28 protein-coding genes and 1 pseudogene are annotated in these 25,218 nt (G+C 66.0%); 20 read left to right on the top strand and 9 right to left on the bottom strand.

Translation table 11 applies throughout. The annotated features are described in order from the left end of the window. The first annotated feature begins 106 nt into the window (after nucleotides 1–106). Nucleotides 107–1,768, top strand: coding sequence for an NAD(P)/FAD-dependent oxidoreductase (locus HYG77_RS14640; protein WP_244461319.1), 1,662 nt, complete (start codon nucleotides 107–109; stop codon nucleotides 1,766–1,768). A 73-nt stretch (nucleotides 1,769–1,841) separates the two neighbouring features. On the opposite strand, the gene HYG77_RS14635 is transcribed toward HYG77_RS14640, so the two are convergent. Beyond that, complete coding sequence (locus tag HYG77_RS14635; RefSeq protein WP_208963052.1) at nucleotides 1,842–2,327, bottom strand: hypothetical protein; 486 nt, start codon at nucleotides 2,325–2,327, stop codon at nucleotides 1,842–1,844. A 217-nt stretch (nucleotides 2,328–2,544) separates the two neighbouring features. Here HYG77_RS14635 and HYG77_RS14630 point away from each other — a divergent pair, with 217 nt between their 5' ends. The 4 genes from HYG77_RS14630 (at nucleotide 2,545) to HYG77_RS14615 (ending at nucleotide 6,814) form a co-directional block, all read left to right on the top strand. After that, entirely contained in the window at nucleotides 2,545–3,705 is a 1,161-nt protein-coding gene (locus tag HYG77_RS14630; protein ID WP_208963051.1) for a Rieske 2Fe-2S domain-containing protein, read from the top strand. Nucleotides 3,706–3,733: 28 nt separating this feature from the next. Beyond that, a complete protein-coding gene (locus HYG77_RS14625; RefSeq protein ID WP_159918644.1) occupies nucleotides 3,734–4,915 on the top strand; it encodes an acyl-CoA dehydrogenase family protein in 1,182 nt (393 codons plus the stop codon). Between the two features lie 35 nt (nucleotides 4,916–4,950). Then, nucleotides 4,951–5,856, top strand: coding sequence for a biphenyl-2,3-diol 1,2-dioxygenase (gene bphC, locus HYG77_RS14620; protein WP_208963050.1), 906 nt, complete (start codon nucleotides 4,951–4,953; stop codon nucleotides 5,854–5,856). Nucleotides 5,857–6,019: 163 nt separating this feature from the next. Beyond that, a complete protein-coding gene (locus HYG77_RS14615; protein ID WP_109325736.1) occupies nucleotides 6,020–6,814 on the top strand; it encodes an IclR family transcriptional regulator in 795 nt (264 codons plus the stop codon). Nucleotides 6,815–6,846: 32 nt separating this feature from the next. Here the strand turns inward: HYG77_RS14615 and HYG77_RS14610 are convergent, their stop codons facing one another. Next, the gene (locus HYG77_RS14610; RefSeq protein WP_109325737.1) at nucleotides 6,847–7,602 is read right to left on the bottom strand and encodes a GntR family transcriptional regulator; all 756 of its coding nucleotides are present in this window, start codon (nucleotides 7,600–7,602) and stop codon (nucleotides 6,847–6,849) included. Nucleotides 7,603–7,762: 160 nt separating this feature from the next. On the opposite strand from HYG77_RS14610, the gene HYG77_RS14605 reads away from it, so the two are divergent. The 4 genes from HYG77_RS14605 to HYG77_RS14590 are packed head-to-tail and all read left to right on the top strand — an operon-like array spanning nucleotide 7,763 to nucleotide 10,980. Next, a complete protein-coding gene (locus HYG77_RS14605) occupies nucleotides 7,763–8,650 on the top strand; it encodes a phosphate/phosphite/phosphonate ABC transporter substrate-binding protein (RefSeq protein ID WP_208963049.1) in 888 nt (295 codons plus the stop codon). Continuing rightward, entirely contained in the window at nucleotides 8,647–9,432 is a 786-nt protein-coding gene (gene phnC, locus HYG77_RS14600; protein WP_208963048.1) for a phosphonate ABC transporter ATP-binding protein, read from the top strand. Before HYG77_RS14605 ends, phnC begins: the two co-directional genes overlap by 4 nt. A 1-nt stretch (nucleotide 9,433) precedes the next feature. Continuing rightward, nucleotides 9,434–10,255 carry a phosphonate ABC transporter, permease protein PhnE gene (gene phnE / locus HYG77_RS14595; RefSeq protein WP_208963047.1) on the top strand — a complete coding sequence of 274 codons (822 nt, stop codon included), beginning with the start codon at nucleotides 9,434–9,436 and terminating at the stop codon, nucleotides 10,253–10,255. Beyond that, on the top strand, nucleotides 10,252–10,980 hold the full coding sequence (locus HYG77_RS14590; RefSeq protein ID WP_208963046.1) for a tyrosine-protein phosphatase: 729 nt from the start codon (nucleotides 10,252–10,254) through the stop codon (nucleotides 10,978–10,980). Before phnE ends, HYG77_RS14590 begins: the two co-directional genes overlap by 4 nt. 6 nt (nucleotides 10,981–10,986) lie before the next feature. Here the strand turns inward: HYG77_RS14590 and HYG77_RS14585 are convergent, their stop codons facing one another. After that, complete coding sequence (locus HYG77_RS14585; RefSeq protein ID WP_208963045.1) at nucleotides 10,987–11,715, bottom strand: PadR family transcriptional regulator; 729 nt, start codon at nucleotides 11,713–11,715, stop codon at nucleotides 10,987–10,989. Nucleotides 11,716–11,848: 133 nt separating this feature from the next. Here HYG77_RS14585 and HYG77_RS14580 point away from each other — a divergent pair, with 133 nt between their 5' ends. The 5 genes from HYG77_RS14580 to HYG77_RS14560 all read left to right on the top strand — a co-directional run bounded on the left by HYG77_RS14580 (nucleotide 11,849) and on the right by HYG77_RS14560 (nucleotide 16,031). Beyond that, complete coding sequence (locus tag HYG77_RS14580) at nucleotides 11,849–12,361, top strand: flavin reductase family protein (protein ID WP_208963044.1); 513 nt, start codon at nucleotides 11,849–11,851, stop codon at nucleotides 12,359–12,361. 93 nt (nucleotides 12,362–12,454) lie between these two features. Further along, on the top strand, nucleotides 12,455–14,122 hold the full coding sequence (locus HYG77_RS14575) for an FAD-binding protein (RefSeq protein ID WP_208963043.1): 1,668 nt from the start codon (nucleotides 12,455–12,457) through the stop codon (nucleotides 14,120–14,122). Then, nucleotides 14,123–14,377 carry a hypothetical protein gene (locus HYG77_RS14570; RefSeq protein ID WP_109325756.1) on the top strand — a complete coding sequence of 85 codons (255 nt, stop codon included), beginning with the start codon at nucleotides 14,123–14,125 and terminating at the stop codon, nucleotides 14,375–14,377. A gap of 14 nt (nucleotides 14,378–14,391) precedes the next feature. Further along, nucleotides 14,392–15,201 carry a mycofactocin-coupled SDR family oxidoreductase gene (locus HYG77_RS14565; protein WP_208963042.1) on the top strand — a complete coding sequence of 270 codons (810 nt, stop codon included), beginning with the start codon at nucleotides 14,392–14,394 and terminating at the stop codon, nucleotides 15,199–15,201. Continuing rightward, nucleotides 15,201–16,031 carry a mycofactocin-coupled SDR family oxidoreductase gene (locus HYG77_RS14560; protein ID WP_208963041.1) on the top strand — a complete coding sequence of 277 codons (831 nt, stop codon included), beginning with the start codon at nucleotides 15,201–15,203 and terminating at the stop codon, nucleotides 16,029–16,031. Before HYG77_RS14565 ends, HYG77_RS14560 begins: the two co-directional genes overlap by 1 nt. A gap of 27 nt (nucleotides 16,032–16,058) precedes the next feature. Here HYG77_RS14560 and HYG77_RS14555 read toward each other — a convergent pair whose 3' ends face one another. Next, entirely contained in the window at nucleotides 16,059–16,850 is a 792-nt protein-coding gene (locus HYG77_RS14555) for an SDR family oxidoreductase (protein ID WP_109325759.1), read from the bottom strand. Between the two features lie 44 nt (nucleotides 16,851–16,894). Then, nucleotides 16,895–17,671: an SDR family oxidoreductase gene (locus tag HYG77_RS14550; protein WP_109325760.1), complete on the bottom strand. Its 777-nt coding sequence runs from the start codon at nucleotides 17,669–17,671 to the stop codon at nucleotides 16,895–16,897. A gap of 225 nt (nucleotides 17,672–17,896) precedes the next feature. Here HYG77_RS14550 and HYG77_RS14545 point away from each other — a divergent pair, with 225 nt between their 5' ends. Both HYG77_RS14545 and HYG77_RS14540 read left to right on the top strand, forming a co-directional pair. Next, nucleotides 17,897–18,841 carry a tyrosine-protein phosphatase gene (locus HYG77_RS14545; RefSeq protein WP_208963040.1) on the top strand — a complete coding sequence of 315 codons (945 nt, stop codon included), beginning with the start codon at nucleotides 17,897–17,899 and terminating at the stop codon, nucleotides 18,839–18,841. Further along, nucleotides 18,841–19,227: a nuclear transport factor 2 family protein gene (locus tag HYG77_RS14540; protein ID WP_208963039.1), complete on the top strand. Its 387-nt coding sequence runs from the start codon at nucleotides 18,841–18,843 to the stop codon at nucleotides 19,225–19,227. The genes HYG77_RS14545 and HYG77_RS14540 overlap by 1 nt, the downstream gene beginning before the upstream one ends. Before the next feature lie 9 nt (nucleotides 19,228–19,236). On the opposite strand, the gene HYG77_RS14535 is transcribed toward HYG77_RS14540, so the two are convergent. The 3 genes from HYG77_RS14535 to HYG77_RS14525 are packed head-to-tail and all read right to left on the bottom strand — an operon-like array spanning nucleotide 19,237 to nucleotide 20,912. Further along, nucleotides 19,237–19,884 carry a nucleoside/nucleotide kinase family protein gene (locus tag HYG77_RS14535; protein ID WP_208963038.1) on the bottom strand — a complete coding sequence of 216 codons (648 nt, stop codon included), beginning with the start codon at nucleotides 19,882–19,884 and terminating at the stop codon, nucleotides 19,237–19,239. Between the two features lie 24 nt (nucleotides 19,885–19,908). Next, nucleotides 19,909–20,349 (bottom strand): DUF6114 domain-containing protein, encoded by a 441-nt coding sequence (locus tag HYG77_RS14530; RefSeq protein ID WP_280123305.1) that lies wholly within the window; start codon nucleotides 20,347–20,349, stop codon nucleotides 19,909–19,911. Next, the gene (locus HYG77_RS14525; protein WP_208963036.1) at nucleotides 20,343–20,912 is read right to left on the bottom strand and encodes a DUF6230 family protein; all 570 of its coding nucleotides are present in this window, start codon (nucleotides 20,910–20,912) and stop codon (nucleotides 20,343–20,345) included. The genes HYG77_RS14530 and HYG77_RS14525 overlap by 7 nt, the downstream gene beginning before the upstream one ends. 281 nt (nucleotides 20,913–21,193) lie before the next feature. Between HYG77_RS14525 and HYG77_RS14520 the strand changes: the two genes are divergently transcribed. The 3 genes from HYG77_RS14520 (at nucleotide 21,194) to HYG77_RS14510 (ending at nucleotide 23,778) form a co-directional block, all read left to right on the top strand. Beyond that, complete coding sequence (locus tag HYG77_RS14520; RefSeq protein WP_244461318.1) at nucleotides 21,194–22,567, top strand: HNH endonuclease signature motif containing protein; 1,374 nt, start codon at nucleotides 21,194–21,196, stop codon at nucleotides 22,565–22,567. A 48-nt stretch (nucleotides 22,568–22,615) separates the two neighbouring features. Continuing rightward, complete coding sequence (locus HYG77_RS14515) at nucleotides 22,616–23,335, top strand: GAF and ANTAR domain-containing protein (RefSeq protein WP_208963034.1); 720 nt, start codon at nucleotides 22,616–22,618, stop codon at nucleotides 23,333–23,335. 71 nt (nucleotides 23,336–23,406) lie between these two features. After that, nucleotides 23,407–23,778: a hypothetical protein gene (locus HYG77_RS14510; protein WP_208963033.1), complete on the top strand. Its 372-nt coding sequence runs from the start codon at nucleotides 23,407–23,409 to the stop codon at nucleotides 23,776–23,778. A 50-nt stretch (nucleotides 23,779–23,828) separates the two neighbouring features. Here HYG77_RS14510 and HYG77_RS39600 read toward each other — a convergent pair. Then, nucleotides 23,829–24,566 (bottom strand): annotated as a pseudogene (locus HYG77_RS39600) (glycogen debranching enzyme); the annotation flags it as partial. 192 nt (nucleotides 24,567–24,758) lie between these two features. Between HYG77_RS39600 and HYG77_RS14490 the strand changes: the two are divergent. Next, nucleotides 24,759–25,145, top strand: a complete 387-nt coding sequence (locus tag HYG77_RS14490; RefSeq protein ID WP_109325769.1) for an Hsp20/alpha crystallin family protein — start codon at nucleotides 24,759–24,761, stop codon at nucleotides 25,143–25,145. Nucleotides 25,146–25,218 lie beyond the last annotated feature (73 nt).

Genomic DNA, 25,218 nt, shown 5'->3' with positions numbered 1-25,218 from the left:
GGACCGCTCACCGGGAACGGGTCTGGGGCGCCCGGCCCGTCTCCACCTACCGTCCCAGTCAGGCGTTTTGCCGGCTATGTCCATCGACTGGGAGAGGAGCGCGCCCGTGAGTGCACGCACCGAAGATGCTGCTCGTGCGAACCGGATCGACACCGTGGATGCGGTGGTCGTCGGCGCCGGATTCGCCGGACTGTACGCCGTGTACAAACTGCGGAGCCTCGGCCTGACCGTCCGGGGTATCGAGGCGGCCGCGGGTGTGGGCGGAACCTGGTACTGGAATCGCTACCCCGGAGCCCGCTGCGACGTCGAGAGCGTCGACTACTCGTACTCGTTTTCCCCTGAGCTCGAGCAGGAGTGGAACTGGAGCGAGAAGTACGCCACGCAACCCGAAATCCTGGCGTACATCAACCACGTCGCCGACCGTTTCGACCTCAGGGACCATTTCCTGTTCGAGACCCGGGTGACATCGGCCGAGCTGGACGAGGAATCGTTGCGGTGGGAGGTGCGCACCGACCGCGGCGACGTCCTGACGGCCCGGTACTGCATCTTCGCGACGGGTGCCTTGTCCACCGCCAATATGCCGAACATTCCCGGGCGCGAATCATTCTCGGGCGACACCCATCACACCGGTCACTGGCCGCACGAGGGGGTCGATTTCACCGGTAAGAAGGTCGGGGTGATCGGCACCGGGTCGTCGGGGATCCAATCGATCCCGCTCATCGCCGAGCAGGCGGACCACCTCTACGTGTTCCAGCGCAGCGCGAACTACAGCGTTCCCGCGGGCAATATGTCGTGGGACGACGAGATGCGGCGCGCGATCAAGGCCGGTTACGCCGAACGTCGCAGGCTCTCCCGCGAGAGTGGCGGCGGCTCGCCGTACAACGCGCATCCGAAGTCTGCGCTGGAGGTGTCCGAGGAGGAACGCCGCGCCGCCTACGAGGAGCGCTGGAAGCTGGGTGGGGTCCTGTTCGCGAAAACCTTTCCCGATCAAACCAGGACGGATGCCGCCAACGCCACCGCACGCGAATTCGCCGAGCAGAAGATTCGCCGGTTGGTCGACGACCCGGCGATTGCCGAGAAGCTGATCCCGAACGATCACCCCATCGGTACCAAGCGCATCGTCACCGACACCCACTACTTCGAAACCTACAACCGGCCGAATGTGACGCTGGTCGATCTGAAAGAGACACCGATCGAGTCCATCACCCGGTCGGGCATCACCACCACCGACACCGAGTACACCCTCGACACGCTGGTGTTCGCCACCGGCTTCGACGCCATGACCGGCGCCCTCGATCGAATGCGCATTGTGGGACGGGCGGGTGTGTCCCTCGCCGAGTGCTGGAGCGAAGGGCCCAAGACGTATCTCGGAGTCGGTGTTCCGGGGTTTCCCAACATGTTCGTCGTGACCGGCCCGGGTAGCCCGTCGGTGCTGGCCAACATGGTGCTGGGTGCCGAACAGCACATCGACTGGATCGCGGCTTGCATCGAGCACCTGTGGGAGAACGACTACGACGCGATCGAGGCGACCGTCCCGGCTACGGACCGTTGGGTGGAGCATTGCCGGGAGCTGGCGTCCGCCACTCTCTTCCCCCTGGCCAATTCGTGGTACATGGGTGCGAACATTCCGGGGAAGCCTCGCGTCTTCATGCCGTATATCGGCGGCTTCGGTGCGTACGGCAAGATCTTGGCCGAAGTTGCGGACGAGGGATTTCGGGGTTTCGACTTCTGCCGGTCTCGCACTCGGTTGGCCGACCGGGTGGGATAGTTCCCGAGACAATGGTCAGCCGCGCAGGCAATTGCCTGCGCGGCTGACTGTTTCGTGAGAGAAAGCACCAAAGTTAGTCGGGAAGAGCGTAGGTGGCCCAGGCCTGAGCGAGCACGTCACCGCCGAGCGTGCACGTGACGGTGACGTCCACCATTCGGGTGCCGTCCTGGACGTAGGTCTGCTGCACGGCGGCGGAATACCGGGCGCCGGTGGTGATCTCTCGCCGAATACGGGTACGGAACCGGCGCAAGGTTCCGAAATGCCGATCGGCACAGTGTTGCTCGAGTAGGTCGGCTGCGGCGTCGGCGGGCCCTGAACCGACGACATTGGACCAGAATTCGACGACGAGCCTCTCGTCGGAATCCCGGCCCTGCACCAGCACCTCGGTGCCGTCCGTCCGGGACTGCACGCGAAGGTCCTCACACATCTGATCCGGGTGCAGAAAGACATAGTCCTGCTCGACGGCCCTCGGCGGAAGAGCTGTGCCGGGGGTGCGAGAGCCGTCGCAGAGGTGCCGAATCCAGGCTGTGCGGGTGTGTGTCGTGGTGGCGGCGGCCATCGGTCCTCCCGATGTCGAGGGTGTGCGTGAAGTGCACGCTAATCGTGCTGGGCTCGCGCGACGGCCGCGTTCCCTGTCAACGGGAGGGGAACCGGGTTCTTTGCGAAAGATTCTCGCTCAGTGGGAGAGCTGGGTACCGCACCGGACGCGACGAGCCGACTATGAGCTGCACCACACCCCGAGGGTGTTCTTGACGTACAGCGAGGCGGAGGTAGACATGGTGCGCAATGGTGCCGTAGACGGTGACGAAGTTCGGATGATCGAGGTAGGTTCTGCCCCCACGCGATTCGCGCGCGGATGGCATTGCCTGGGTTTGGCCAAGACGTTCCGGGACGGCGCCCCGCATCAGGTCGATGCGTTCGGCACGTCCCTGGTGGTGTTCGAGACCTCCGACGGCACCCTCAGTGTGCTGGACGCGTATTGCCGACACATGGGCGGCAACCTCGCGCAGGGCACCGTCAAGGGTGACTCCATCGCCTGCCCGTTCCACGACTGGCGCTGGGGCAGCAATGGCAAGTGCACGGGAATTCCCTACGCACGACGCGTTCCCCCTCTCGCACGCACCCGGGCCTGGACCACGCTCGAGCGCAACGGGCAGCTCTACGTCTGGAACGACCCGCAGGGCAACCCGCCGCCGGCCGACGTGACGATCCCCGAGATCGACGGCGTCGGGTCTTCGGAGTGGACCGACTGGACCTGGAACTCGTTGCTGGTGGAGGGTTCGCACTGTCGCGAGATCGTCGACAACGTGGTCGACATGGCGCACTTCTACTACGTCCACTTCTCGTTCCCGCGCTACTTCAAGAATGTGTTCGAGGGGCACGTCGCCACCCAGTACATGCGGTCGACGCCACGCAACGACATCTCGGTGGGCACCAGCTACGACGACCCCAACTCCACGCTGCGCTCGGACGCGTCGTACTTCGGCCCGTCCTACATGATCGACAAGCTGTGGAGTGAGGCGAACGGCATGATGATCGAGACGGTGCTCATCAACTGCCACTATCCGGTGACGTCCAACTCGTTCGTGCTGCAGTGGGGCGCCATGGTCAAGAAGCCCGAGGGCCTGTCGGACGAGATGGCCAACGGCATGGCGGCCCAATTCGCCGAGGGCGTCGAGCTCGGGTTCAAGCAGGACGTCGACATCTGGCTCAACAAGTCGCGTATCGACAACCCGCTGCTGTCGGAGGAAGACGGGCCGGTGTATCAGCTGCGCCGCTGGTACCAGCAGTTCTACGTGGATGTCGAGGACATCACCGAAGACATGACCAAGCGCTTCGAGTTCGAGATCGACACCACCCGGGCGGTGCAGAGCTGGGAGGCGGAGGTTGCCGACAACCTCGCCAACGGCGTCGTACCGCTCGACACCCACGCCTGAGCGGGCTCACAGACAAAGGACACGAACGATGACCTACGAGGTTCTCGACAACATCATGGCCATCGCGGATGAGCTCCGCGACCAGGCTCCCGAGGCCGAGCGTATCGGCCGGCTGCCCGACGACACCGCGAAGAAGCTCCGCGAAGCCGGGCCGATCAAGCTTCTGCAACCGGCGAATTACGGCGGATTCGAGGCACATCCACGCGCGTTCGCGGAAACAGTGATGGCCGCTGCCGCCCTCGACCCCGCCACGGGCTGGGTGTGCGGCATCGTCGGCGTCCACCCGTGGCAACTGGCGTTCGCCGACCCGAAAGTGCAGGAGGAGGTGTGGGGTCGGGACACCGACACGTGGATGGCCTCGCCGTACGCGCCCACCGGCATCGCGACGCCGGTCGACGGTGGCTATCTCTTCAACGGGCGCTGGCAGTTCTCGTCCGGCACCGATCATTGCGACTGGATTTTTCTGGGCGCCATGCTGGGCGACAAGGACGGCGCGATGGCGTTGCCGCCGAAGATGCTGCACATGATTCTTCCGCGCAGTGACTACGAGATCGTCGAGGATTCGTGGAATGTCGTCGGGCTGAAGGGTACCGGTTCCAAGGACATCATCGTCCGGAACGCCTTCGTCCCCGATTACCGCGTCATGGACGCCGACGAGGTCATGAACGGCACGGCGGTGCAGAAGTTCGGCCGCACCGAGACGCTGTACAACATGCCGTGGTCGACGATGTTCCCGCTCGGCATCTCCTCGGCCGTCGTGGGAATAGCGGAGGGCGCCCTCGCCGCGCACCTCGACTATCAGCGCGACCGCGTCGGGGCCCAGGGCACCGCGATCAAGGACGACCCCTACGTGCTGTTCGCCGTCGGCGAAGCCGCGGCCGACATCAATGCGGCGCGGCAGGAGCTCCTCGCGAACGTCGACAAGATCTGGGACCTGGTCGAATCCGGTAAGGAGGTCAGCTTCGAGGACCGAGCTGCCGGTCGCCGAACGCAGGTCCGGGCCGCATGGCGGGCGGTCACCGCCGTCGATCAGATCTTCGCGCGGTCCGGCGGTAACGCTCTGCGCATGGACAAGCCGCTGCAGCGGTATTGGCGGGACGCGCACGCCGGGCTGGCTCACGCCATTCATGTCCCCAGCACCGTGTACCACGCATCGGCGCTCAGCTCGCTCGGCCTCGACCCCGCCGACAACCTTAAGTCGATGATCTGACCGGCGTTACCGAAACACGAAGAAGGACAGACACTATGACCGATATCAAGGGACTGGGTTACGTCAAGATCCAGACCAACGACCTCGAACGATGGCGCACGTTCGCGTTCGACGTCCTCGGCTTCGCCGAGGGCAAGGGCCCGGACACGGATGCCCTCTATCTCCGCATGGACGAGCGTGCCGCCCGCATCGTCATCGTTCCGGGAGACACCGACGAGGTGGTCACCATCGGGTGGGAGGTCCGCGATCATGCGGGCCTGGTGCGCGTGCAGGAAGCGATCGAAGGCGCCGGGATCGCGGTGAAGCCGCTGTCGGTGGAAGAAGCGGACGCCCGCCGCGTCGAAGAGGTGGTCACCTTCCAGGACCCGACCGGGGCGACGATCGAGATCTTCCACGGCGCCGTCCTCGATCACTCTCCGGTGGTCACCCCGTTCGGCGCGAAGTTCGTGACCGGCGCGCAGGGACTCGGACATGTGGTGCTGCCGGTGATGGACATCAATGGGGCCTTCGACTTCTACACCGACGTGCTGGGGTTCCTGCCCCGCGGCGCCTTCCGGATCCCGGCGCCGCCGGAGTTCGGCCCGATGCGGGTTCGCTTCATGGGTGTCAACGAGCGGCACCACAGCCTGGCGCTGTGCCCCGCACCCCACGGCGGCGCCCCGGGACTGGTGCACATCATGGTGGAGGTCGACACACTCGACGCCGTCGGACAAGCCCTCGACCGGGTCGTGAAGGACGGGTTCTCCGTCTCCTCCACGCTGGGCCGGCACACCAACGACAAGATGGTGTCGTTCTACGTGCGTGCCCCCGGTGGCTGGGACATCGAGTTCGGCACCGAGGGCATGAAGGTGGACGAGAAGTACTACTCGGCCGAAGAGATCACCGCCGACAGCTACTGGGGCCATGACTGGTCCGGAAGCGAACCGCTGGCTGCCATGTAGCGGCTGTTCGAGGCCCGGTACCTGCGTCGATTGACGCGGTACCGGGCCTTTTGCCTGTTCGGGCAGGCTGACGTATTGCAAATAGGTATATGCCTATTTATAGTAAGTGTCGCCAGTCACACAACGCGTCGTTCTCCAGCACAGCGGCGCAACGGAGGTCCCCATGACTACGACACTCAGCCCCGCAACCCCCACCGCCGGCCTCGATCGGGCCGCTCTTCTCCTCGACGCCTTCGACGGTCCGGGACGGCTCACCCTCGCCCAGATCGTGCGCCGCACGGGACTGCCGCGTTCCTCCGCGCACAGGATGCTCGAGCGGCTGGTGCAGCTGAGGTGGCTGAGACGTGAAGGTCGCGACTACGAACTCGGTATGCGACTGTTCGAGCTCGGTTCGCTCGCCGTGCACCAGGACCGACTGCACCGTGCCGCGCTTCCCTTCCTGCACGAACTGCACCGCCTCACCGGCCATGCCGTCCATTTCGCCATCCTCGAGGGCATCGACGTCGTGTATCTCGAGAAGATCGCCGGACGCTTCGGGGTCGGACTTCCGTCGCGGGTGGGCGGCCGCCAGCCCGCGCACTGTACGAGCGTGGGCAAAGTGCTGCTGGCCCATTCGTCCGAGGACGTGGTCGACCGCGTCGTCGACGCCGGGTTGCCGCGTAGCACGCGGTTCAGCATCGACTCACCTGCGGCCTTCCGCGCGGAGCTGCAGAAGACGCGCGAACGGGGAGCGGCGTACGACCGGGAAGAGGACCTCGTGGGCGTCAGCTGTGTTGCCGTGCCCGTGGGCACCGAGGGCAACGTGGTGGCGGCAATTTCCGTCTGCGGACCCAGCAGCCAGATCAAGCTCGACCACCGGCTGACCGCTCCGATCCGCATGGCGGCCAAAGGAACCTGGCGCAACTACATGGCGACCGCGACGCCGAGCGCAGGCCGCGCCGACCGGCATTCCGCCTGAACTCGAGTCGGGGGCCTTTGTCGGCAATAGATTTATGTCTCCGCGACGTAATTGGCCACGAACCGCACTCGGTCGCTGCGGCACGACCGGTTGATGTAGACGGTGGCCTTGCCGTCCTCGTCGAGATTCAGCCCATCGCGTAGGACGACGGCGGCGCCGGTGGGAATGTCGAGCAGCTCCGCGACCCGCGGCGTGGCCGAGCCGGCTCCGAACGAACGCCACGCGGCCCGAAGGCGCACTCTGTAAGCGTCGTTCCACACCGAGTAGATCGGTGTTCCCTCGCCGAGGAGGCGAGTGATACCGCGAAAGCGCTTGTCGTCCAACCAGTAAGCGTTGACGAACCAGGGATCACCGTCCACCGCGAGGACAGTGTCGATGCGGCGGAGCCTGCAGCCGGGCAGATTCTCCTCGGCTTCGGGGGCGGTGCCGCCGAGGACCACCTCACTCGAGACGAGGAACTCGGTGACGTGCCGCCCGACCGCGGCGAAGGCGTGGCTCATGCCATCCGGATCATTGATGTAGCTGGGCGTCAGCTCGATCGGAAAATGTTGCGGCGGCTGAGCGACGAATGTTCCGGCGCCCTGCCGTGCGACGACGCGGCCTGCCCTGGTGAGTTCACCGATGGCCTGGCGCACCGTGAGTCTGTTGACGCCGAGCTCGGCCGCAAGTTCGGTTTCAGGTGGCAACTTGTCTCCCGGGCGAAGCGATCCGCCGTCGAGCCGGCGCTCCAGCACCTCCTGCACCTGCCGGTAGAGGGGGACCTTGCTGCGACGAAGAGTGCTCGGCATGCCGGAAGTCTAGATGAGTTCGGTTTGCGGAGGGGATCGGTGTGACGCTCGATTTATCTGTTGTGAAACGGTTCATCTGCTCGAAACCTCATTGGGTGCGAACGTCTACTTGTCTAGATGAATCTTCGATTACCCCATTGACAGATTCGAGAGGCCTCCCGTGAGTAACAGCCCGAGACTGCGCCGAGCCCTGGCGGCAGCGACCTGCGCTCTGACCGTTTGTGGCGCCGCCGCGTGCGGCGATTCGGCCGCGAACGGCGGCGCACCCGCGGTTCTGAAGGTGGGCCTACCGCCCTCCGAGGCCAACGCCGACCTGCAGGCGAAGTTCGCGCCGATCACCGACTTGATCGCCACCGGTTCGGGTAAGCCCGTCGAGGTCAAGCCCACCAGTGACTACCTGTCGATCGTGGAGGCGATGCGTTCGGGACTGATCGATGTGGCCGCATTCAGCCCGTTCCCGACACCGCTCGCCGAGGCAGTTGCCGGTGTCACGCCTCTCGTGGTCGCCAAGGGCGCCGCGTACAGCTCGGTGTTCGTGTGTCGTACGGACACCGGCATCGACTCGATCGACGATCTCCGTGGACGCAAGATCGCGTTCGTCGACGCCGGATCGACCAGCGGCAACTACATCCCGAAGCTCCTGCTGAAGCGGGCCGGCATCAACCCGGACACCGATATCGAGGGCAGTTATGCGGGTGGCCACGACACCGCCCAACTCGCGGTAAAGCAGGGCTCGGTCGACTGCGCCGCCGACGCTCGAACGTCGTATCAGACGATGGTGGACAAGGGCGTCATCGACGGTTCGACGCAACGGGTGGTCGCCGAATCCGACCCGATCCCGGTGTCGCTGGTCATCATCGCCCGCAAGGACCTCGATCCGGCCCTCGAACAGGGCATCGTCGACTCCTTCGTCGACGGCGACAATGCGGCGGCGCTCGGCGTGGTGAAGGCCACCAGCTTCGAAAAAGCGACCGCCGCCGATTTCGACCTCTTCCGGGACGCCGCCAGCGAGCTCGGCGTGGATCTCGAGGAGTTGTCGCGGAAATGAGCGACGTCGTTATGCCTCCGCGACTCGAGGCGGACGCTGTGAGCTACCGGTATCCGGACGGTACGACTGCCCTCCACTCCGTGTCGTTGCAGGTTCACGCCGGTGAGATCGTGGCGGTCCTCGGCCGCAGCGGCGCCGGGAAGTCGACGCTGATGCGTTGCCTGGCGGGGCTCGAGATTCCGACGGACGGCCGTGTTCTGCACGACGGCGAGGACCGCAGCGCGCTGCGCGGTCGAGCCAGACGTCGCGCACATGCCCGGGTCGGTGTGGTGTTCCAGGAGTTTCAGCTCGTCGAGCGCGCGACAGTGCTGTCCAACGCGTTGATCGGGCGCCTCGCGTATCAGCCGGTGTTGCCCAGCCTCCTGCACTTCGTTCGGCGGAGCGACCGGGAGATCGCCGTCGAGAGCGTGCGGCGACTCGGCCTCGGCGAGCAGTTGCGTAAACGCGCCGATGCACTGTCGGGCGGACAGCGGCAGCGGGTCGCCATTGCGCGAGCCCTCGCCCAGCAGCCGGACATGCTGTTGGCGGACGAACCGGTCGCGAACCTCGATCCCGTGCTCGCGCGCGGGGTGGTCGACGACATCGTCCGTCTCGCGCGCGTCGAACGGCTCACCGCGGTCCTGAACCTGCACGACGTCGACCTGGCCAGGCACGTCGCCGACCGCCTGATCGGGCTTCGTGCGGGCCGCCTCGTGTTCGACCGACCGGTGTGTGACGTGTCCTCGTCCGACCTCAATCTCCTCTACGCCGATCCGGCCCGTTCTCCCGTAGGGGTGCAGTGAGATGACACTCGATACCGAACCGAAGCCGGAGGCAGTCGAAAGCACGGCCGACCTGGCGGCTCTGCGGAGACCGTCCTGGCAGACCGCGGCCGGGGTGGTCATCGTGTTGACCGTCCTTCTCTGGGCGGCAGGTGCCACCGAATTCTCGGTGGCCGCTCTGCTCGACGGCATCCCCAACATCGCCGATTTCGTCGGACGGATGTTTCCGCCCGACCTCGCCATCCTCCCCACGGCGATTGCCCTGATGGGGGAGACCCTGGCGATCGCCGTCATCGGAACCGCGGTCGGAGTGCTCTTCGCCATACCGTGGGCGCTGCTCGCGGCGCGCTCGGTGTTCGACCAGGCCTGGCTTCACCATGTCGCTCGCAGCTCGATCAACCTCACGCGCGCTATTCCCGAGCTGATGTGGGCGTTGCTGTTCGTCTCGGCCGTCGGGCTCGGCCCACTCGCGGGAACGCTGGCGATCATCATCGGTTCGGCCGCCGGGATGGCACGTCTGTTCGCCGACATCTTCGAAACGACCGACATGCGCGCGTGGGAAGCTGCCGCGGCGTCCGGGGCGAGCCGGGCGCAGCGCATCAGCTGGGTCCTCCTGCCGCAGAGCACACCGACCGTCGCGAGCTACACGCTGCTCATGCTCGACGGGAATGTCCGCGCTGCCTCCCTTCTCGGTATCGTCGGTGCGGGCGGTATCGGAATGGAACTGACGCAGCAGCTCCGCCTCTTCGAATACGGCAGTGTCCTCACCATCGTTCTCGTCGTTCTCGTGGTGGTGGTTACCCTCGATCGCGTCGCCTCCCATCTACGGAAGAAGCTCACATGACCGTCGCCGAGACCGCCGCCCTACCGAATCTGCGTGACCTCGGTGGCTTGCCGCTCCACGACGGGCTGCAGACCCGCAGCGGGGTGCTCTACCGCAGCGCACTTCCGGTCGACGGCGACGCAACGCCGACCGGCGTGGCGGAGTGGCCCGTGCAGACCGTCGTCGATTTGCGCAGTCCCCGGGAACAGGCGACACGCGCGCATCCGTTCGACTCGGCCGACACCGTGGTCCACCGAATCGCGCTGATGTCGGACAGGGAGGTCGCCCGGCCGGACCCGAATTTCCGTCTGGCCGATCTCTACCTGAGGGTGCTCGACCGGGCCGGCGCACAACTGGCGGAGATCCTCGACGTGGCGGCCACCGCACCCGGCCCGATTCTCCTCCACTGTGCCGCCGGGAAGGACCGGACCGGCATCGCGGTCGCAATGCTTCTGCGTGTTGCGGGTGTCGGCGCAGCGGAGGTGGTGGACGACTACACGGCGACCAACGACCACATGGACGCGGTGCTCGCGAGGATCACCCGATTCGCGCCGGAACTCGGGCGGGTTCATCCCACCAACCGGGACCTGGTCGGCGCCCCTCCGGAGGCGATCCAGGGTGTTCTCGACACGTGGGACGCGGAACCCGGTGGAGTGCGGACCTGGCTCCTGCAACGGGGAGCCACCGAGGACGCCCTCGAACGCTGGACTGCCCGTTTCACCGAAAACGGCGACACTCGAGGCTGAGTCGGGTCAGCCCTCCGCCTCTTCTGCGCCCCGCGCCGCCTTCATGGCAGCCTGGTACTCCTGCAGGGCGGCGCGGGATCTGCGGATGGCATGTGTTTCAGTGGGTTTGGGAACACCGGGGTGCTCCGGGGTGTCCTCGCCCCGGATCCTTCGGGTGGCCTCGTCGATGTCGGCGAGCATCTGTTTCGCGAGTTCGCCCTCGGCTGCGTAATAGCGCTCCGACCACTTGTTGACCATGTGCGCGAAGGCCCACGTCGGTTCGACTTCGGAGTCGCGGGCGTCGAGCCCGGCCTGTCTGCTCATGCCCTCCACGTACGAGATGTGCTCGCGGAGAGCTTCTTTGAGATGATCGGGTTCGGTGAGATGGCCGAGCCACATCCGCAGCATCACACCGTGCTTGAGCACCGGCGGATCGATAGGGGCCTCGCGCGCCCAGCTGCGGATAACGGCCATACCGGTGTCCGTGATCTTGTACAGCCGCTTGGGTTTCACGCGCGACTCGTCGTCGACGACGGTCCGCGACGTGACGTATCCCAGCTCCTCGAGCTTCTTGAGTTCCGAGTAAACCTGACTGAACGACGGGCTCCAGTAGAAGAAGCGCACGCTGTACGACGCCCACTTCTTGAGGTCGTATCCGGACAGCTCCTCGCCGAACGACAAGATGCCGAGCACCGGCCAACTCGTCGACCGAAGGCCGGCGAAACCAGAGCTCTGTGGCGGGTCGGACGAAGGCATGTCCGGAGCCTATCAACCACCGACCTACGAAAGCCTGCCGCTGGGTGGGACGGACCGTTCCGGCGGACGGCGGCGCCGTCCAGGCTGGAGGCAACCCGTCGAACTCTGTCGACTCGTACTGGTAGGAGGCACGATGACACGAACCGAGGAACCGGCACCACCGGTCGTCCGCGGCTTCGCACCGTCCGATTTCAAGTCCGTGCTCGGGCACTTCTGCACCGGCGTCACCGTCGTCACTGCCCACGACGGCACGAGCCCGCACGGTTTCACCTGCCAGTCGTTCGTCTCGTTGTCGCTCGAACCGCCGTACGTGTCGTTCTGCCCGGCCCGCACGTCGACGAGCTGGCCTCACCTGCGAGCGAGTGAACGCGTCTGCATCAATGTGCTCGCCCACGACCAGCGCGACGTGTGCCGAACCTTCGCGACCAGCGGGGGAGACAAGTTCGCCGACGTCGGGTGGTCGTATGCCGACAACGGTGCACCCGCGCTGGACGGCGCTCTCGCCCAGGTGGAGGCCACCGTCGAAGTCGAACACGATGCGGGCGACCACACGATCGTCGTCGCGCGTGTCACCGGCCTGCGCGCGTTGCGTGATGCACCGCCGCTGCTGGTCTACCGCGGCGGACTCGGACTCTTCGCCGGATAGTCGGATGCGCCTCCCGCTCCGCGGGAAGAGTTGTGGGAAAGCGGAATCGACACCGGCAGAGTGTGATCGAGACCACTTCGGAAGGTGTGCACGATGAGCGTAGACGAGCAGGAATGGGACCGGGAAGTCGATCTTCTGGTGATCGGCAGCGGCGCGGGTGGCATGACTGCCGCGCTCGCAGGTGCCGGGCGGGGACTCGACACCCTCGTCGTCGAAAAGGCCTCGGTGTACGGCGGTTCGACGGCCCTCTCGGGCGGAGCCCTGTGGATTCCCAACTCGCCGGTTCTGCTCCGCGAGGGTATGACCGATGATCCGGGCGAGGTCCGGCGGTACCTGGACTCGATCGTCGGCGACAGCGTCCCGCCCGAACGCCTCGAGGCCTACATCGAACAGGGCCCGGCGATGATGCGGTTCCTGGAACAGGCGAGTTCTCATCTCCGGTTCTCCTGGTGTAAGGACTATTCCGACTACCACCCCGAGAACGTGGGTGGGCGCGCCGAGGGTCGTACCGTCGAGCCTCTGCCGTTCGACATGAACCTGCTCGGTTCCGACCGCGAGTTGCAACGTCCCAACGTGTTGGCGATGCCCGGTGGCCTGTACATGACGTCGACGGAGTTCCGTCACCTCAACATGTTCTTCCGGACGTGGGCCGGACGCAGAACCGCACTCGGTGTCGGTTGGCGCTCGGTCGTCGCCATGGTGCGGCGCAGGCGAATGGAAACACTGGGGCAGGCGCTCGTGGGCCGCTTACGGCTCGCGCTGAAGGAGGCGGGCGTTCCGCTCTGGCTCAACTCCCCACTGAAGAGCCTCGTCACGGACGCCTCCGGTGCCGTCACCGGTGCGGTGGTCGACGCCGGGAAGCGTGAGCTGAAAATCCGGACGCGCCGCGGCGTGCTGCTGGCGACCGGAGGATTCGAGCAGAACGAGCAATTGCGGAAGAAATATCTGCGTGAAGGCGGCAAGGACAACTACAGCGCAGGCTCACCCGACAACACCGGTGACGGGATCATGGCCGGTGAGCAGGTGGGCGCCGCACTCGACCTGATGGACGACGCCTGGTGGATGCCGTCGTTCCGGCGACCCGACGGCATCATGCACGTCCTGGTGTCGGAGCGCTCGATTCCGCCGTCACTCATCGTCGATCAGAACGGTCGACGCTTTACCAACGAGGCGTCGCCGTACGTGTCGTTCGTCCACGACCAGATCGCCGGAAGGCACGACCCGGTCTGGTTCGTGTTCGACTCGAAGGCCAAGAGCCGCTACCAGTTCGGCGGTGTGATGCCCGGCCAGAAGTTCCCAGCCGAGTGGTTCGACACGGGGCTGATGCTGCGGGCCGATTCGATCGCGGCGCTCGCGGAGAAGATGGGTGTTCCGACCGGCGCCTTCGCGGCCGAGATCGACAGGTTCAACGGGTTCGCCCGCGCGGGAGTCGATTCCGACTTCGGGCGCGGTGACAGCGCCTACGACCGTTACTACGGAGACCCACGACTGCCCAATCCGACGCTCGACGAGGTGGAGAAGGCCCCGTACTACGCGGTGCGGATGGAGGCGGGTGACCTCGGAACCAAGGGCGGTCTGGTGTGCAATGAGCACAGCCAGGTACTGAACCGGGGCGGCGACCCGATTCCGGGACTCTATGCCACCGGCAACACGTCGGCATCGGTGATGGGCAACGACTATGCCGGCGCGGGTGCGACGATCGGGCCCGCAATGGTGTTCGGCTGGATCGGGGCGCGTCACGCCGCCGGGGCGGTGAGCTGAATGCTGCCCGTCGAATGCCGTCGCTGCGGAAATTCGGTGCTCGTCGAAAAGTACAGCGAAGCGCACACCAGTGTGCAATGGCTCGGTGACGCCGAACGGTCCTGCCCGGAGTTCGCGCAACTCGCTGCGGCAGGGGAGCACTCGATGTTCATCCCCACTTGCGGGGCCCTGCGCGGCTCGATCGACGACGCCGTGGACGACGGGCGGGTAGGGCTGTCGCTGCGCAGCTATCCGACGCCCGGACGCCTGGACTAGGAGGAAGCGGACGAATGGCGCGGATGGCAGGAAAGACCGCCTTCATCACCGGAGCCGGCAACGGCATGGGACGCAGTCATGCGGTCCGGCTCGCCGAGGAAGGCGCCGACATCATCGCCGTCGACCTTCCCGGAGACGAGCCGGCCGCGAGTCTGGCGGAGACTGCCCGACTGGTCGGCGAACTCGGGCGCCGCGTGGTTGTCGCACCCGCCGACGTGCGCGACCCGGCGGCCCTGCAGGAAGCGGTCGACGCCGGTGTCGCCGACCTAGGTGTCATCGACGTCGTGGTCGCGAACGCCGGCATCGCCGACAATCCGGGACCAGCGTGGACCATCGCGGACGACGTCTGGAATCGGTCCCTCGACGTCAACCTCACCGGAGTGTGGAACACCGTCAAGGCCGCGGTCCCGGCGATGCCCGAGGGCGGCGGTTCCGTCGTCGTGGTCAGTTCCACGGCCGGTATCAAGGCCGTCGCCGGCGCCGCACACTACTCGGCGTCCAAGACCGCCCTGGTCGGGTTGGCGCGGACCCTCGCCAACGAACTGGGCCCCCGGTTCATCCGCGTGAACGTGCTGCACCCCGGCGCGGTCGGCACCCGCATGACACTGAACCCGGCGACGATGTCCCGGCTTCGGCCCGACCTCGAGAACCCCACCGAGGACGACGTGATTCCAGTGCTCACCCGCAACCACCTGCTTCCGGTGCCGTGGCTGGACTCACGCGACGTCAGCAATGCGCTGCTGTTCCTCGCGTCGGACGAATCCCGATACATCACCGGCACCCAACTCGTGGTCGATGCCGGACTCACCCAGAAAGTGTCGTGATGACAGGTCGTGTAGAAGACACCGTCGTTCTGGTGACCGGGGCCGCCCGGGGAATCGGGCGGGCGCAGGCACTGCGGTTCGCCCAGGAGGGCGCCGACGTCATCGCCGTCGACCTGTGCGGACCGGTCGACACGGTGGTGACACCCCCGGCGAGTCCCGAGGACCTCGAGGTCACCGCAAAGCTGGTCCGGGACACCGGCCGCAGAATCGTGATTGCGAGGGTGGACGTGCGCGACGGAGCGACTCTCACCGAGACTGTCGCTGCGGCCACCTTCGAGCTGGGCGGGCTGGACTTCGTCTGCGCCACAGCAGGTATCACGTCGTCGGCTGCCGCTCTGGACCTCACCACAGAAACCTGGCAGACCATGCTGGACGTCAACCTGACCGGCGTCTGGCAAACCTGCAAGGCTGCGGCGCCGCATCTGATCGAGCGCGGCGGTGGTGCGATGATTCTCACCAGTTCCATTGCGGGCCTGCGGGGGCTGGTCGGAGTCGCGCACTACACCGCCGCAAAGCACGGTGTCGTAGGATTGATGCGTTCGCTGGCCAAGGAGCTCGCACCGCATCGGGTTCGGGTCAACAGCGTGCACCCCACCAACGTCGATACGGACATGATCCAGAACGACATGGTGCGGCGGGCGTTCCGGCCCGACCTCGAGCACCCCACTCGTGAGGAGTTCGCCGCGGCCGCAGCGACGATGAACATGCTGCCGATCCCGTGGATCGAACCCGTCGACGTCGCCAACGCCGCTCTGTTCCTGGCCTCGGACGAGGCGCGGTACATCACGTCCGTGGCCCTGCCGGTCGACGCGGGAAGCGTCAGTCGATAACTGAGCTGCCCGCGCCGAGGTCGGCGCTCAGGCGTGCGTGCCCCCGTCGATGCGGATCTCCGTGCCGGTGATGAAGGCGCCGTCGTCGGAGGCGAGCATGGCGACGACCCCGGCGACCTGTTCTGGTCCTCCCATCGCGGCGCCGCCGGATTCGAGGGTGGTGGGCAGGATGGGGGAGAGCTTGGCGAACAGAGCCCAATCGGCATCTGCGGGCACATAACCTGCTGTGGCGTCGGTGATTCCGGTTTTGATGCTGCCTGGTGCGACGCTGACCGCGCGCAGGCCCTGCTTGCCGTATTCGAGCGACAACGCATGGGTGAACGACTGGATTCCGCCCTTGCTCGCCGCATACGCGGCCATGTAGGGATGGGCGAACGCGGCGGAGGTGGAGCTGAAGTTCACGACCACACTGCGCTCGCACCGCAGCAGCGCGGGCAGGCATTCGCGGACCACGAGGAACGTGCCGGTGAGGTTGATGCCGATCACCTGGTTCCACAGGTCGAGGGAGGTGTCGTGGGTGTGCGAGGCACGGAGAATTCCTGCCGCGTTCACGAGTACGTCCAGCCCGCCCAGCTTGTCGATGCTCTCACGTACGCCGTCGATCACCGACGTCTCGTCACCGATATCGATGGTTGTGGTGTCGAGACGCCCGGCGGTGCCCTTCGCCTCGGCCAGCGCCCAGGTGCGCTTCAGGCCGTCGTCGGAGACGTCGGCGGCCACGACGGTGCCGCCTTCCTCGAGCAGGCGGAGGACTGTGGCCTGCCCGATCCCTGAGGCGGCGCCCGTCACCAGCACCCGGCGCTCTGCGAAACGATTCATGTCGATACTCCTCGATGTGGTCGGATGGTGCTGATTGGTAGAAGTTATTGGCCCATCACATATTTCACTGTCGGTCCCGCGGTCCAGCCGCCGTCGACCGCCAGTTCCGCGCCGGTGACGTAGGCGGCAGCGTCGGACAGGAGGAAGCTGACGGCGCCGGCGATCTCCTCGGGTACGCCCACTCGCGCCATCGGGGTGTTGGGATAGTTGCCGTCGCCCTGCTGGATCCCGAGGTCGGCGGTCATCGGGGTGTACGTCATACCGGGGTGAACCGAGTTGACTCGGATCTTGTCGGTGCCGAGCTCGACCGCCGCGATCTTGGTCAGTCCACGGACGCCCCACTTGGAGGCGCCGTATCCGGCCGTGAGGGCCAAGCCCATGAGGCCCGCCGCGGAGGAGATGTTGACGATGGATCCGCCCCCGGCCGCCCGCATCGGTGCAATCACGGTCTGGATGCCGTTGAAGACACCGGTGAGGTTGATGTCGAGGACACGGCGGAAGTTCTCGGCCGTCTCGTGTTCGATGTACTGGCCGGCCGAAATGCCTGCATTGTTGACGAGGCCGTCGACCCGACCGAACTCGCTGACCGTCAGGTCGACCGCATCCTGCCACTGCTGACGGTCGGTGACATCGAGATGGGCGTATCGGGCGCGTTCGCCCAGCTTGTCGACGGTGGCGCGTCCCTCGTCATCGAGGACGTCCGCCACCACCACGCTCCCGCCCTCGTCGATGATCCGGGCGGCGAACGCGGCACCGAGCCCGCGCGACGCTCCGGAGACGATCACGACCTTCCCCGCTACCTGCTGTGGGATCTCGGTCATCTCAGCTCACATCCTCGTCTCGTGACAAATTCCGTTCGTCGGCACGCCCGTGCCGACGGCCCGAGTCTGCTGCGGGCGTCTCCGCCCGGGGAACGGGTTCTCCCGGTCATCGGAATAACTCGTAGCCACGGCAAACGCCGGGGCACTGTGATGTGGATTACCCGCTGATGTTCCGCGCAAGCCGGACGGAAGCGAATCTCGCGACATTCCGACGAAAGGCTGTTCATGTCTCGAAGTGCAAAATCCACCGCGGCTGTGCTGATCACCGGTGGCGTCCTGTTCACCGGCCTCGGTGGTCCCGCGGCCGTGTCAGCGCAGCCGCTCTCACCACCGGGAATCAGCATCCCCGATTTCGGTTCCCTGGGTAATGCACGACCCGTCGTCGAAACACCGCGTCTGGCGTCGGTCGACAACTTCCGGGACGTCGGCGGAACCGGGCAGGGGTACGCCACCGCGAAGGGCGACCACGTCACGAGGGGTGTGTTCTACCGCTCGAACGCGCTCGTGCCCAACGACCAGGATCTCGCCGTGCTCACCGGCCTCGGCCTGACCGCCGTGTACGACGTCCGCACGGTCGAAGAGGTCGCCGCGAAGCCGGACAGGCTCCCCGCCGGACCGCGCTACCTCGGCATTCCCATTCTCTCGGGTGATCTGGGCGCCGCAGTGGCGCAATTGAAGTCACCCGCCGATGCGGTGGCGTTCATGCAGAATATGAACCGCAGCTTCGTCGACGACGCGGCCACCCGGGCGGGATTCGCCCAGGTGCTCACCGAAATGGCACGCACGGCCGGGCCTCAACTGTTCCACTGCACGGCAGGCAAGGACCGCACCGGTTGGGCGTCCGCGCTGCTCCTGTCCATCGCGGGAGTGCCCGAGGGCACCATCTTCGACGACTACCTGCTGACCAACGAGTACACGGCCGCGTCGATGAAGGTGACGTACGACCAGATCGTTGCTTCTCGAGGCGAGGCCGTCGCACAGATCTATAAGCCTCTGCTGGGGGTCGACCGCAGCTATCTCGAGGCGGGGCTCGGCAGGCTCGCCGAGAAGTACGGCACAGTCGACCGCTACCTCACCGAAGGACTGGGACTGAGCCGAGGAACCATCGAAACGTTGCGGCACAAACTGATCACCGCGCCGGCGCCGCAACCGAGAAACGGAAACAACTGATGACAAACCAGGAACTGCTCACCGCCGACGTGATCCGGACCGCCGTCACCAACTACCTCGACGCCGTGTCCGCGGGCCCGTCCCGCACCATCGCCGCACTGTATGCGGAGGACGCCACCCTCGAGGACCCGGTGGGCGGCGAGGTTCGGGTGGGGCGCGAAGCGATCGAAGCCTTCTACAGCGCTCTCGACGGCGTCGACTGCAAGACCGAACTGCTGACGGTCCGGGTGAGCGGCAACAATGCGGCTTTCCATTTCCGGGTCGTCACAGAAATCGACGGTAAGGCTTACGCCATCGAACCCATCGACGTCATGACCTTCGACGACCGCGGAGCCATCACCAGCATGCGGGCGTACTGGTCGCCGTCGGACATGACCGAGCTCTGAGCATGTCCGTCACCTGCTGTAGATGATCAGGTCCGCGCGCCCGCGCGTTTCGGCCACCATCGTCGCGTTGATCTCGTCGGTGCCGTGAGCCCAGGCGTGGGCCGCGGGACCCGATTTACCTGCCGCGCGGTGCCGATCGATCAAACGCGCCAACCTGAGCTCGCGTGGGGTGTCGAGATACCAGACCTCGTCCATCACCGAACGTGCGCGCGGCCAGGCACCTGAAGCGGCGAGCAGATAGTTGCCTTCGGTGAACACCACATCGACGGCGCGCGGCACTGCGATCGAGGCAGCCACCGGATCGTCGAAGGCGTGGTCGAAGTCGGGCGCATAGACGACGTCCTCGTCGCGGCTGCGCAGCCGCTCCAGCAGCACGGCGAACCCGGCGTCGTCGAAGGTGTCGACGGCACCTTTGCGATCCGCCGACCCCAACGCGCGCAGCACGGTGTTGCTGAGGTGGAAACCGTCCATCGGGACCACCACCGTCCGAACCCGCCTGGGCAGGGCCGCCGCAACCTCGGTGACCAACGTCGATTTCCCGGTGCCGGGCGGTCCCGTCACCCCGACGATCAGGCGTTGCCCCGGCACCCGGAGTCCGAGCACACGCTGGGCCAGCTCCTGGGGGTCGGCGGAACCCGCGACCGCGTGGTTTTCCATGGTGCGCCCGTCTGATCGTGCCGGTCAGTCTGCGGTGAGAGTAGTCGGCGGTCTTCGTGGTGCTGTCGTCTCAGCCGGTGGCGCGCCGGAATGATCCGTCCAGGCGAGGGTGGCGGCGGCACCCAAAACACCCATGAGCGTTCCGACGCCGAAACCACCGAAATTAGCGGCCGGAAGCGCAACGAGAGCGAGGAGCATCGCACCTCCACCTGCCGTGACCCGCGTCTTCGGCCGCACCAGCACCGAACCTGCGCACATCAGCATGGAGGCGCCGAGGAATAGCGTGGACACTCCCGAGATGGTGCTGATCGAAATCAGAAGATCACCGACCTCGACGGTGGTGTAGGCGGGAAGCAGGAGGAACACAGCGGAGACAGTGAGCATGACCGCGCCCCTGAACGGGCGCATGCCGCGCCAATGCCGGAAGCGTTCCCTTCGGGTGAGCGGTGGTTCAGCTGTCAGCAACTTTTCGCACCCATCTCCGAGGTAATCGTGAAGTCGCGCAACGACAGTGAAGTCGCGGTGAGGGACACTCCTTCCAGGCGGGCGCCCGTCATCGACGATTCTGCGGCCACCATCCCCGACGTGACCACACCCTGCACGTCGCCGGTGGCCGAGACATCAGCGCCCATCTCGACGTTCGAGATTCCGATCGAACCACCGAGGACGGACGCATCGGCGACGAGGTCGCGGGCTGTCGTGCCCTCACCCGGGACCCGCAGGAACATCGTGACGTCCCCGACCAGGGGCAGGCCGTGTGCGACCGTCGAGAGGCACACGTCGGTCAGTCGTGCGGACTCGATCAGGATCGCGACCGTGGGCAACTGCCCTGCCTTCGTTTCGACCTGGCGAGGAAAGACGATGATGCTCTCGCCCTTCACCGCCGACATCGTCCCGACGAACTTTTGACCCGACAGCGCGACGTTCATGGGTAGTTGTCCGTCGGCTATCCCGGCACCGAGGATCGTGGCGGCAAGTAACCCGCCGGACACGAACGCGGCGAAGCGTCCCTTACGCAGGGCTCCCATCGGTTACCGCCGAATCTGGAGTGCGCGAACGAAATTGGGCATGGTTAGGATCATGAATCTCCTGAATGAGCTGGCCGGCGTGGAAAGGGAGCGGGCTCCGTCCCCGGGCTGCATGCTCAACCGCGGCCGCAAGGCTAACAGCCGGCAAATCGGGTAGCAAAGTCGACGGGGCTTGCGGTGGGATCGATGAAGGGGTTAGGGTAGAACATACGTTCGAATTGGGGGGTTCGATGGCGGGTGGGGATTCAGTTGATGCAGACGATGCCGGGACGATCGCTGACGTGCGCGAGGTGGTGGACCGCTTACGCGTCGTCGAGCGCCACTGTGACGACGGTGTGCGGGTCGATCTACTGCGGGCGTTGGAGGAATTGAAAGCGGCCTGTGCGGGGGCTCAGGCTCGGGTAACCGCCGATTTCGCTTCCTCGCAACAAGAAGCGGCCGGGTCGGCGAAAGTCCCTGTGTCGCAGCGCGGGCGGGGAATCGCGGCGCAGGTGGGACTCGCGCGTCGGGACTCACCTTGGCGAGGGAACCGGCACCTGGGCATGGCGACGGCGTTGGTGCACGAAATGCCCTTCACCCTGCGGTTGCTCGAACGCGGACTGCTCAGTGAATGGCGAGCGACGTTGCTCGTGAAGGAGACGGCCTGCCTGTCCCGGGAAGACCGGGCAGCCTTGGATCACCGATTATGTGCAGACCCGGCCACCTTGGACGGCCTCGGGGACCGTGCGGTCGCGGCCAAGGCCCGAGCATGGGCTGCAGAGGTGGACGCGGCAGCGGTGGTGCGCCGCGCCCGGCGGGCGGAATCCGATCGGCGGGTCTCCTGCCGTCCGGCACCGGACACGATGGCGTATGTGAGCGCCTTGTTGCCGGTAAAGCAGGGTGTCGCGGTACAGACGACGTTGTCGCGGGACGCAGCCGCGCTCATCGCAGCCGGGGACGGGCGGAGTCGAGGTCAGATCATGGCGGACCTGCTTTTCGAACGGGTCACCGGCGCCGGTGCGGCTTCGGGATGTGCGGTCACGGTAAATCTGGTGATGTCCGACCACGCCCTGCTCGCCGGCGGGCCCGAGCCTGCGCACCTGCAGGGGTACGGCCCCGTGCCGGCCGCGCTGGCGCGGGAATGGGTCGGCAAGAGTGGAGATGGCGAGGCAGTTGGGGGTCGCGAGACTGGGGGTCGTGATGCAGCCGGAGGTCGCGAGACCACGGGCACAGCTCCGGCTACTGAGCCAATGATGTTGCTGCGGAGGGTGTACGCGTGCCCGGAGTCGGGGTCGCTCACCGCGGTGGAGTCGCAGGCGCGGAAGTTTCCAGTGGGACTGGCGCGCATGATCGACCTGCGCGACCGCACGTGCCGCACGCCCTGGTGTGATGCGCCGATCCGGCACCACGACCACATCAGGTCGTGGCACAAGGGTGGCCCGACGACTCTCGACAACGGTGCAGGTTTGTGTGCTGCGTGCAATTACGCGAAGCAGGCTGCCGGCTGGCACGCGGCCACGCCGAAGCGGCGGCAAGGGGAGGTACACGCGTACGACTTCCTCACCCCGACCGGGCACCGCTACCAGACGATGGCACCGGCTCTCCCGATACCGATGGCGGACGTCGTCGACCCGATAACCGGGGACCTGCCCGTCGCATACGACGAGTCGGCCTGATGGGAGGTAGGGCGTTTGCCCGACAGTGTGCCGGGGCACGCTGGAGAAATGACGCACGGAGAGGATCCAGCTCGTCGCAACGATGATCCTGCGCTGATGTTGCTCGGCCGCACCCGTGCATTGTGCGAGGGGTGCCTGGGCACGGTAGGCGTGGATGGGTCGGCAGTCGCCGTGTTCGCCGGTGACACCACTCGTGACCTGGTGTACGCCACCAACTCGACCGCCGAGCGCATCGACGAATTGCAGTTCACCCTCGGCGAGGGGCCGTGCCTCGCCGCATACCGTTCGCACAGGCCAGAGCTTCACGCCGATATGGCCGATCCGGGTGTATCGGTGCGATGGCCGGCGTTCGCGCCGGAGCTGGTCGCCCTTGGGGTCCGTGGCATCTACGCCTTTCCGCTCGGATTGTGGAACGGGGGACGAGTCGGTGTCCTCGAGCTGTACAGCGACAAGCCCCGGACGCTCGACGTTGCCCAGTACCGCGCCGCCGAGGACTGCGCCGCGAGGCTCGGGCCGACCGTGCTCGAGGAGCTCGACCCCACTCGCTACCCGTCGGTCTGGACGGATCCGGCGTTGTTCCCCCACGGCAATGTGCACGTCGCGGCGGGCATGATGGCGGGCCAGTTACGTATCTCGCCGGCTGATGCGATCTCCCGGCTGCGGGCGATGGCCTTCGCCGAGGAGCGCAGGATCACCGCGCTTGCGGAAGACATCATTGCCGCTCGTGTGACATTTCCTCCCGAGGAGCCACGTGGTGAGCGCGGATGAACCTGTGTGTGGGGCGCCGAAGGTGGGTAAGCGGTCCGTCGAGTCGGGTCCCTACACGCTCAGGAGAAATTATGCGCAAGTTCGCAGCAGGCATCGCCGCAGCCGCACTGTCGGCCGGCATCATCCTCGTCGGAGCGGGTACCGCTGCCGCGGAACCTGTCCCGAACGGGACCTATCAGGGAACCAGCGACGCGCCCGGAGGCGGACTGATCTGGAAGGGCAAGACCTTCCGGAACGGCACGGTCACCAACAATTTCGTGTTCGGTCTCAGTGGTCTGAGCGGCAACTACTACGAAGATGCGGCGGGCAGAACCGTCATCGACTACGGCCCCTCGGGTCTCGGATTCCTCACTGACACGATGGTGGCCAACGGGGACGGCTCCTACACCGGCGCCACGTACATCAACGGCAATCAGGTCGGAGGTTTCCGGTTGGCGAGGTAGGACCGACTGTGCGGGAATATCGCCTTCGGCTGTTCGGCCTCGGGCAGTCGGGTGCCGACGACGAGCTCCCAGGACTTTCCGTTCTCGATCAACGGCAGTGGAAAGGTAATGCTGCCGTGATGTGCGCTGAGGTACAGCAGGAACGAGTCGTCGGTGACGGGTGACCCGTAGTAGTCGGTATCAGGAATAGCGTTGCCGTTGAGGAAGATTCCTACGGCACGTCCGAAGTCGACGAGCCAGTGGTCCTCGGTCATCTCGCTTCCGTCGTGCCGCAGCCAGGCGATGTCGGGGAGGTTGTCGCCCCGTCGGTGGCCGCCCAGTCGACCCAGATGATCGCGTTGTCCTGGGAGTAGGTGTTGTTGCCGTGCTGGGTGCAGCCCAGTTCGTCACCGTGACTGAGCATGGGCACACCCTGCGACAGCAGGAGGGTGGCGAGGAAGTTCCGGCTCTGCTGCGCCCGGAGCGCGAATATCAACGGGTCGGTGGTTGGACCCTCCGCGCCGCAGCCCCACGAGCGATTGTGGCTCTCACCGTCGTTGTTGTTCTCGCCGTTGGCGTCTTTGTGTTTGTGGTTGTAGCTCACCAAGGTCGCGGAGCGTGTATCCGTCGTGGGCGGTGACGAAGTTGATGGAGGCGACCGGCCGTCGGCGGGTGTGCTCGCACAGGTCGGCGGAGCCGGTGATGCGGGATGCGATCTCGCCGAGCGCCCCGGGCTCGCCGACCTGGTACCCGACGGGACCGAGGTCCCACGGCTCGGCGATCAGCTTCATCTGGCTGATGACGGGGTCCGTCGTACGTCGCCCCCAGGGGTAGGCGGAGCCCGGACGAAGCAGCATGAGCGCTTTTCGGTGGTCGGTCGGATGGAAATGATGGCGTACTTCGAGCGAGTTTCCGGGCCGAAGGGGAATAAAACCTGAGTGTGATGCGCTCAACTTTGCACACGCTTCCGCATTCACTCGTGGACGAGGAGGTCGAGGACGATGGCATGGCCAATTGGCCGACATGCCGATATGGCGCAGTCGGACCCGTTCCGCATCTGGGACTCATGGACCCCGCCCGTGACCGTGGAGGAAACTGCCGACTCCTACGTGGTCGAAGCCGAGGTGCCCGGCGTTCCCCGCGAGAATATCGACGTGAACCTGAGCGGTAACGAGTTGTCGATCGAGGGTGAGATCACCGAACGCAAGCGTGTCGGTCTGATCCGCCATCAGACCCGACGCACCGGCCAGTTCCGCTACCGGGCGACCCTGCCGGGTGAGGTCGACGGCGACAAGGTCGCCGCTTTGCTCGAGAACGGAATGCTGCGCGTCGAAATCGGGAAGGCCGAGGCTGCGCGAGCCCGACGGATTGAGATCACCTCGGGCTGACTCGACAGGGCCGGAAACCTTGACTGACCAGCTCGGGAGTCGGAAAATTGAGTCCAACAGGCTCAACTCTGAA

Origin of the sequence: Rhodococcus sp. ZPP (genome assembly GCF_017656075.1) — a bacterium.
Classification (GTDB): Bacteria; Actinomycetota; Actinomycetes; order Mycobacteriales; family Mycobacteriaceae; genus Rhodococcus_F; species Rhodococcus_F oxybenzonivorans.
The sequence above is the reverse complement of the archived record's forward strand: the minus strand, read 5'-3'. Positions and strand labels throughout refer to the sequence as shown.

What these genes read in the sequence shown, in the direction of transcription:
- HYG77_RS14535 (WP_208963038.1), bottom strand. Translation starts at nt 19,884, where the DNA reads ATGGAAAACCACGCGGTCGCGGGTTCCGCCGACCCCCAGGAGCTGGCC.
- HYG77_RS14515 (WP_208963034.1), top strand. Translation starts at nt 22,616, where the DNA reads ATGACGCACGGAGAGGATCCAGCTCGTCGCAACGATGATCCTGCGCTG.
- HYG77_RS14580 (WP_208963044.1), top strand. Translation starts at nt 11,849, where the DNA reads ATGACACGAACCGAGGAACCGGCACCACCGGTCGTCCGCGGCTTCGCA.
- HYG77_RS14555 (WP_109325759.1), bottom strand. Translation starts at nt 16,850, where the DNA reads ATGAATCGTTTCGCAGAGCGCCGGGTGCTGGTGACGGGCGCCGCCTCA.
- HYG77_RS14610 (WP_109325737.1), bottom strand. Translation starts at nt 7,602, where the DNA reads ATGCCGAGCACTCTTCGTCGCAGCAAGGTCCCCCTCTACCGGCAGGTG.
- HYG77_RS14540 (WP_208963039.1), top strand. Translation starts at nt 18,841, where the DNA reads ATGACAAACCAGGAACTGCTCACCGCCGACGTGATCCGGACCGCCGTC.
- HYG77_RS14575 (WP_208963043.1), top strand. Translation starts at nt 12,455, where the DNA reads ATGAGCGTAGACGAGCAGGAATGGGACCGGGAAGTCGATCTTCTGGTG.
- HYG77_RS14560 (WP_208963041.1), top strand. Translation starts at nt 15,201, where the DNA reads ATGACAGGTCGTGTAGAAGACACCGTCGTTCTGGTGACCGGGGCCGCC.
- HYG77_RS14590 (WP_208963046.1), top strand. Translation starts at nt 10,252, where the DNA reads ATGACCGTCGCCGAGACCGCCGCCCTACCGAATCTGCGTGACCTCGGT.
- phnE (WP_208963047.1), top strand. Translation starts at nt 9,434, where the DNA reads ATGACACTCGATACCGAACCGAAGCCGGAGGCAGTCGAAAGCACGGCC.
- HYG77_RS14630 (WP_208963051.1), top strand. Translation starts at nt 2,545, where the DNA reads ATGGTGCGCAATGGTGCCGTAGACGGTGACGAAGTTCGGATGATCGAG.
- HYG77_RS14570 (WP_109325756.1), top strand. Translation starts at nt 14,123, where the DNA reads ATGCTGCCCGTCGAATGCCGTCGCTGCGGAAATTCGGTGCTCGTCGAA.
- HYG77_RS14510 (WP_208963033.1), top strand. Translation starts at nt 23,407, where the DNA reads ATGCGCAAGTTCGCAGCAGGCATCGCCGCAGCCGCACTGTCGGCCGGC.
- HYG77_RS14490 (WP_109325769.1), top strand. Translation starts at nt 24,759, where the DNA reads ATGGCATGGCCAATTGGCCGACATGCCGATATGGCGCAGTCGGACCCG.
- HYG77_RS14525 (WP_208963036.1), bottom strand. Translation starts at nt 20,912, where the DNA reads ATGGGAGCCCTGCGTAAGGGACGCTTCGCCGCGTTCGTGTCCGGCGGG.
- HYG77_RS14625 (WP_159918644.1), top strand. Translation starts at nt 3,734, where the DNA reads ATGACCTACGAGGTTCTCGACAACATCATGGCCATCGCGGATGAGCTC.
- HYG77_RS14585 (WP_208963045.1), bottom strand. Translation starts at nt 11,715, where the DNA reads ATGCCTTCGTCCGACCCGCCACAGAGCTCTGGTTTCGCCGGCCTTCGG.
- phnC (WP_208963048.1), top strand. Translation starts at nt 8,647, where the DNA reads ATGAGCGACGTCGTTATGCCTCCGCGACTCGAGGCGGACGCTGTGAGC.
- HYG77_RS14565 (WP_208963042.1), top strand. Translation starts at nt 14,392, where the DNA reads ATGGCGCGGATGGCAGGAAAGACCGCCTTCATCACCGGAGCCGGCAAC.
- HYG77_RS14550 (WP_109325760.1), bottom strand. Translation starts at nt 17,671, where the DNA reads ATGACCGAGATCCCACAGCAGGTAGCGGGGAAGGTCGTGATCGTCTCC.
- bphC (WP_208963050.1), top strand. Translation starts at nt 4,951, where the DNA reads ATGACCGATATCAAGGGACTGGGTTACGTCAAGATCCAGACCAACGAC.
- HYG77_RS14635 (WP_208963052.1), bottom strand. Translation starts at nt 2,327, where the DNA reads ATGGCCGCCGCCACCACGACACACACCCGCACAGCCTGGATTCGGCAC.
- HYG77_RS14615 (WP_109325736.1), top strand. Translation starts at nt 6,020, where the DNA reads ATGACTACGACACTCAGCCCCGCAACCCCCACCGCCGGCCTCGATCGG.
- HYG77_RS14545 (WP_208963040.1), top strand. Translation starts at nt 17,897, where the DNA reads ATGTCTCGAAGTGCAAAATCCACCGCGGCTGTGCTGATCACCGGTGGC.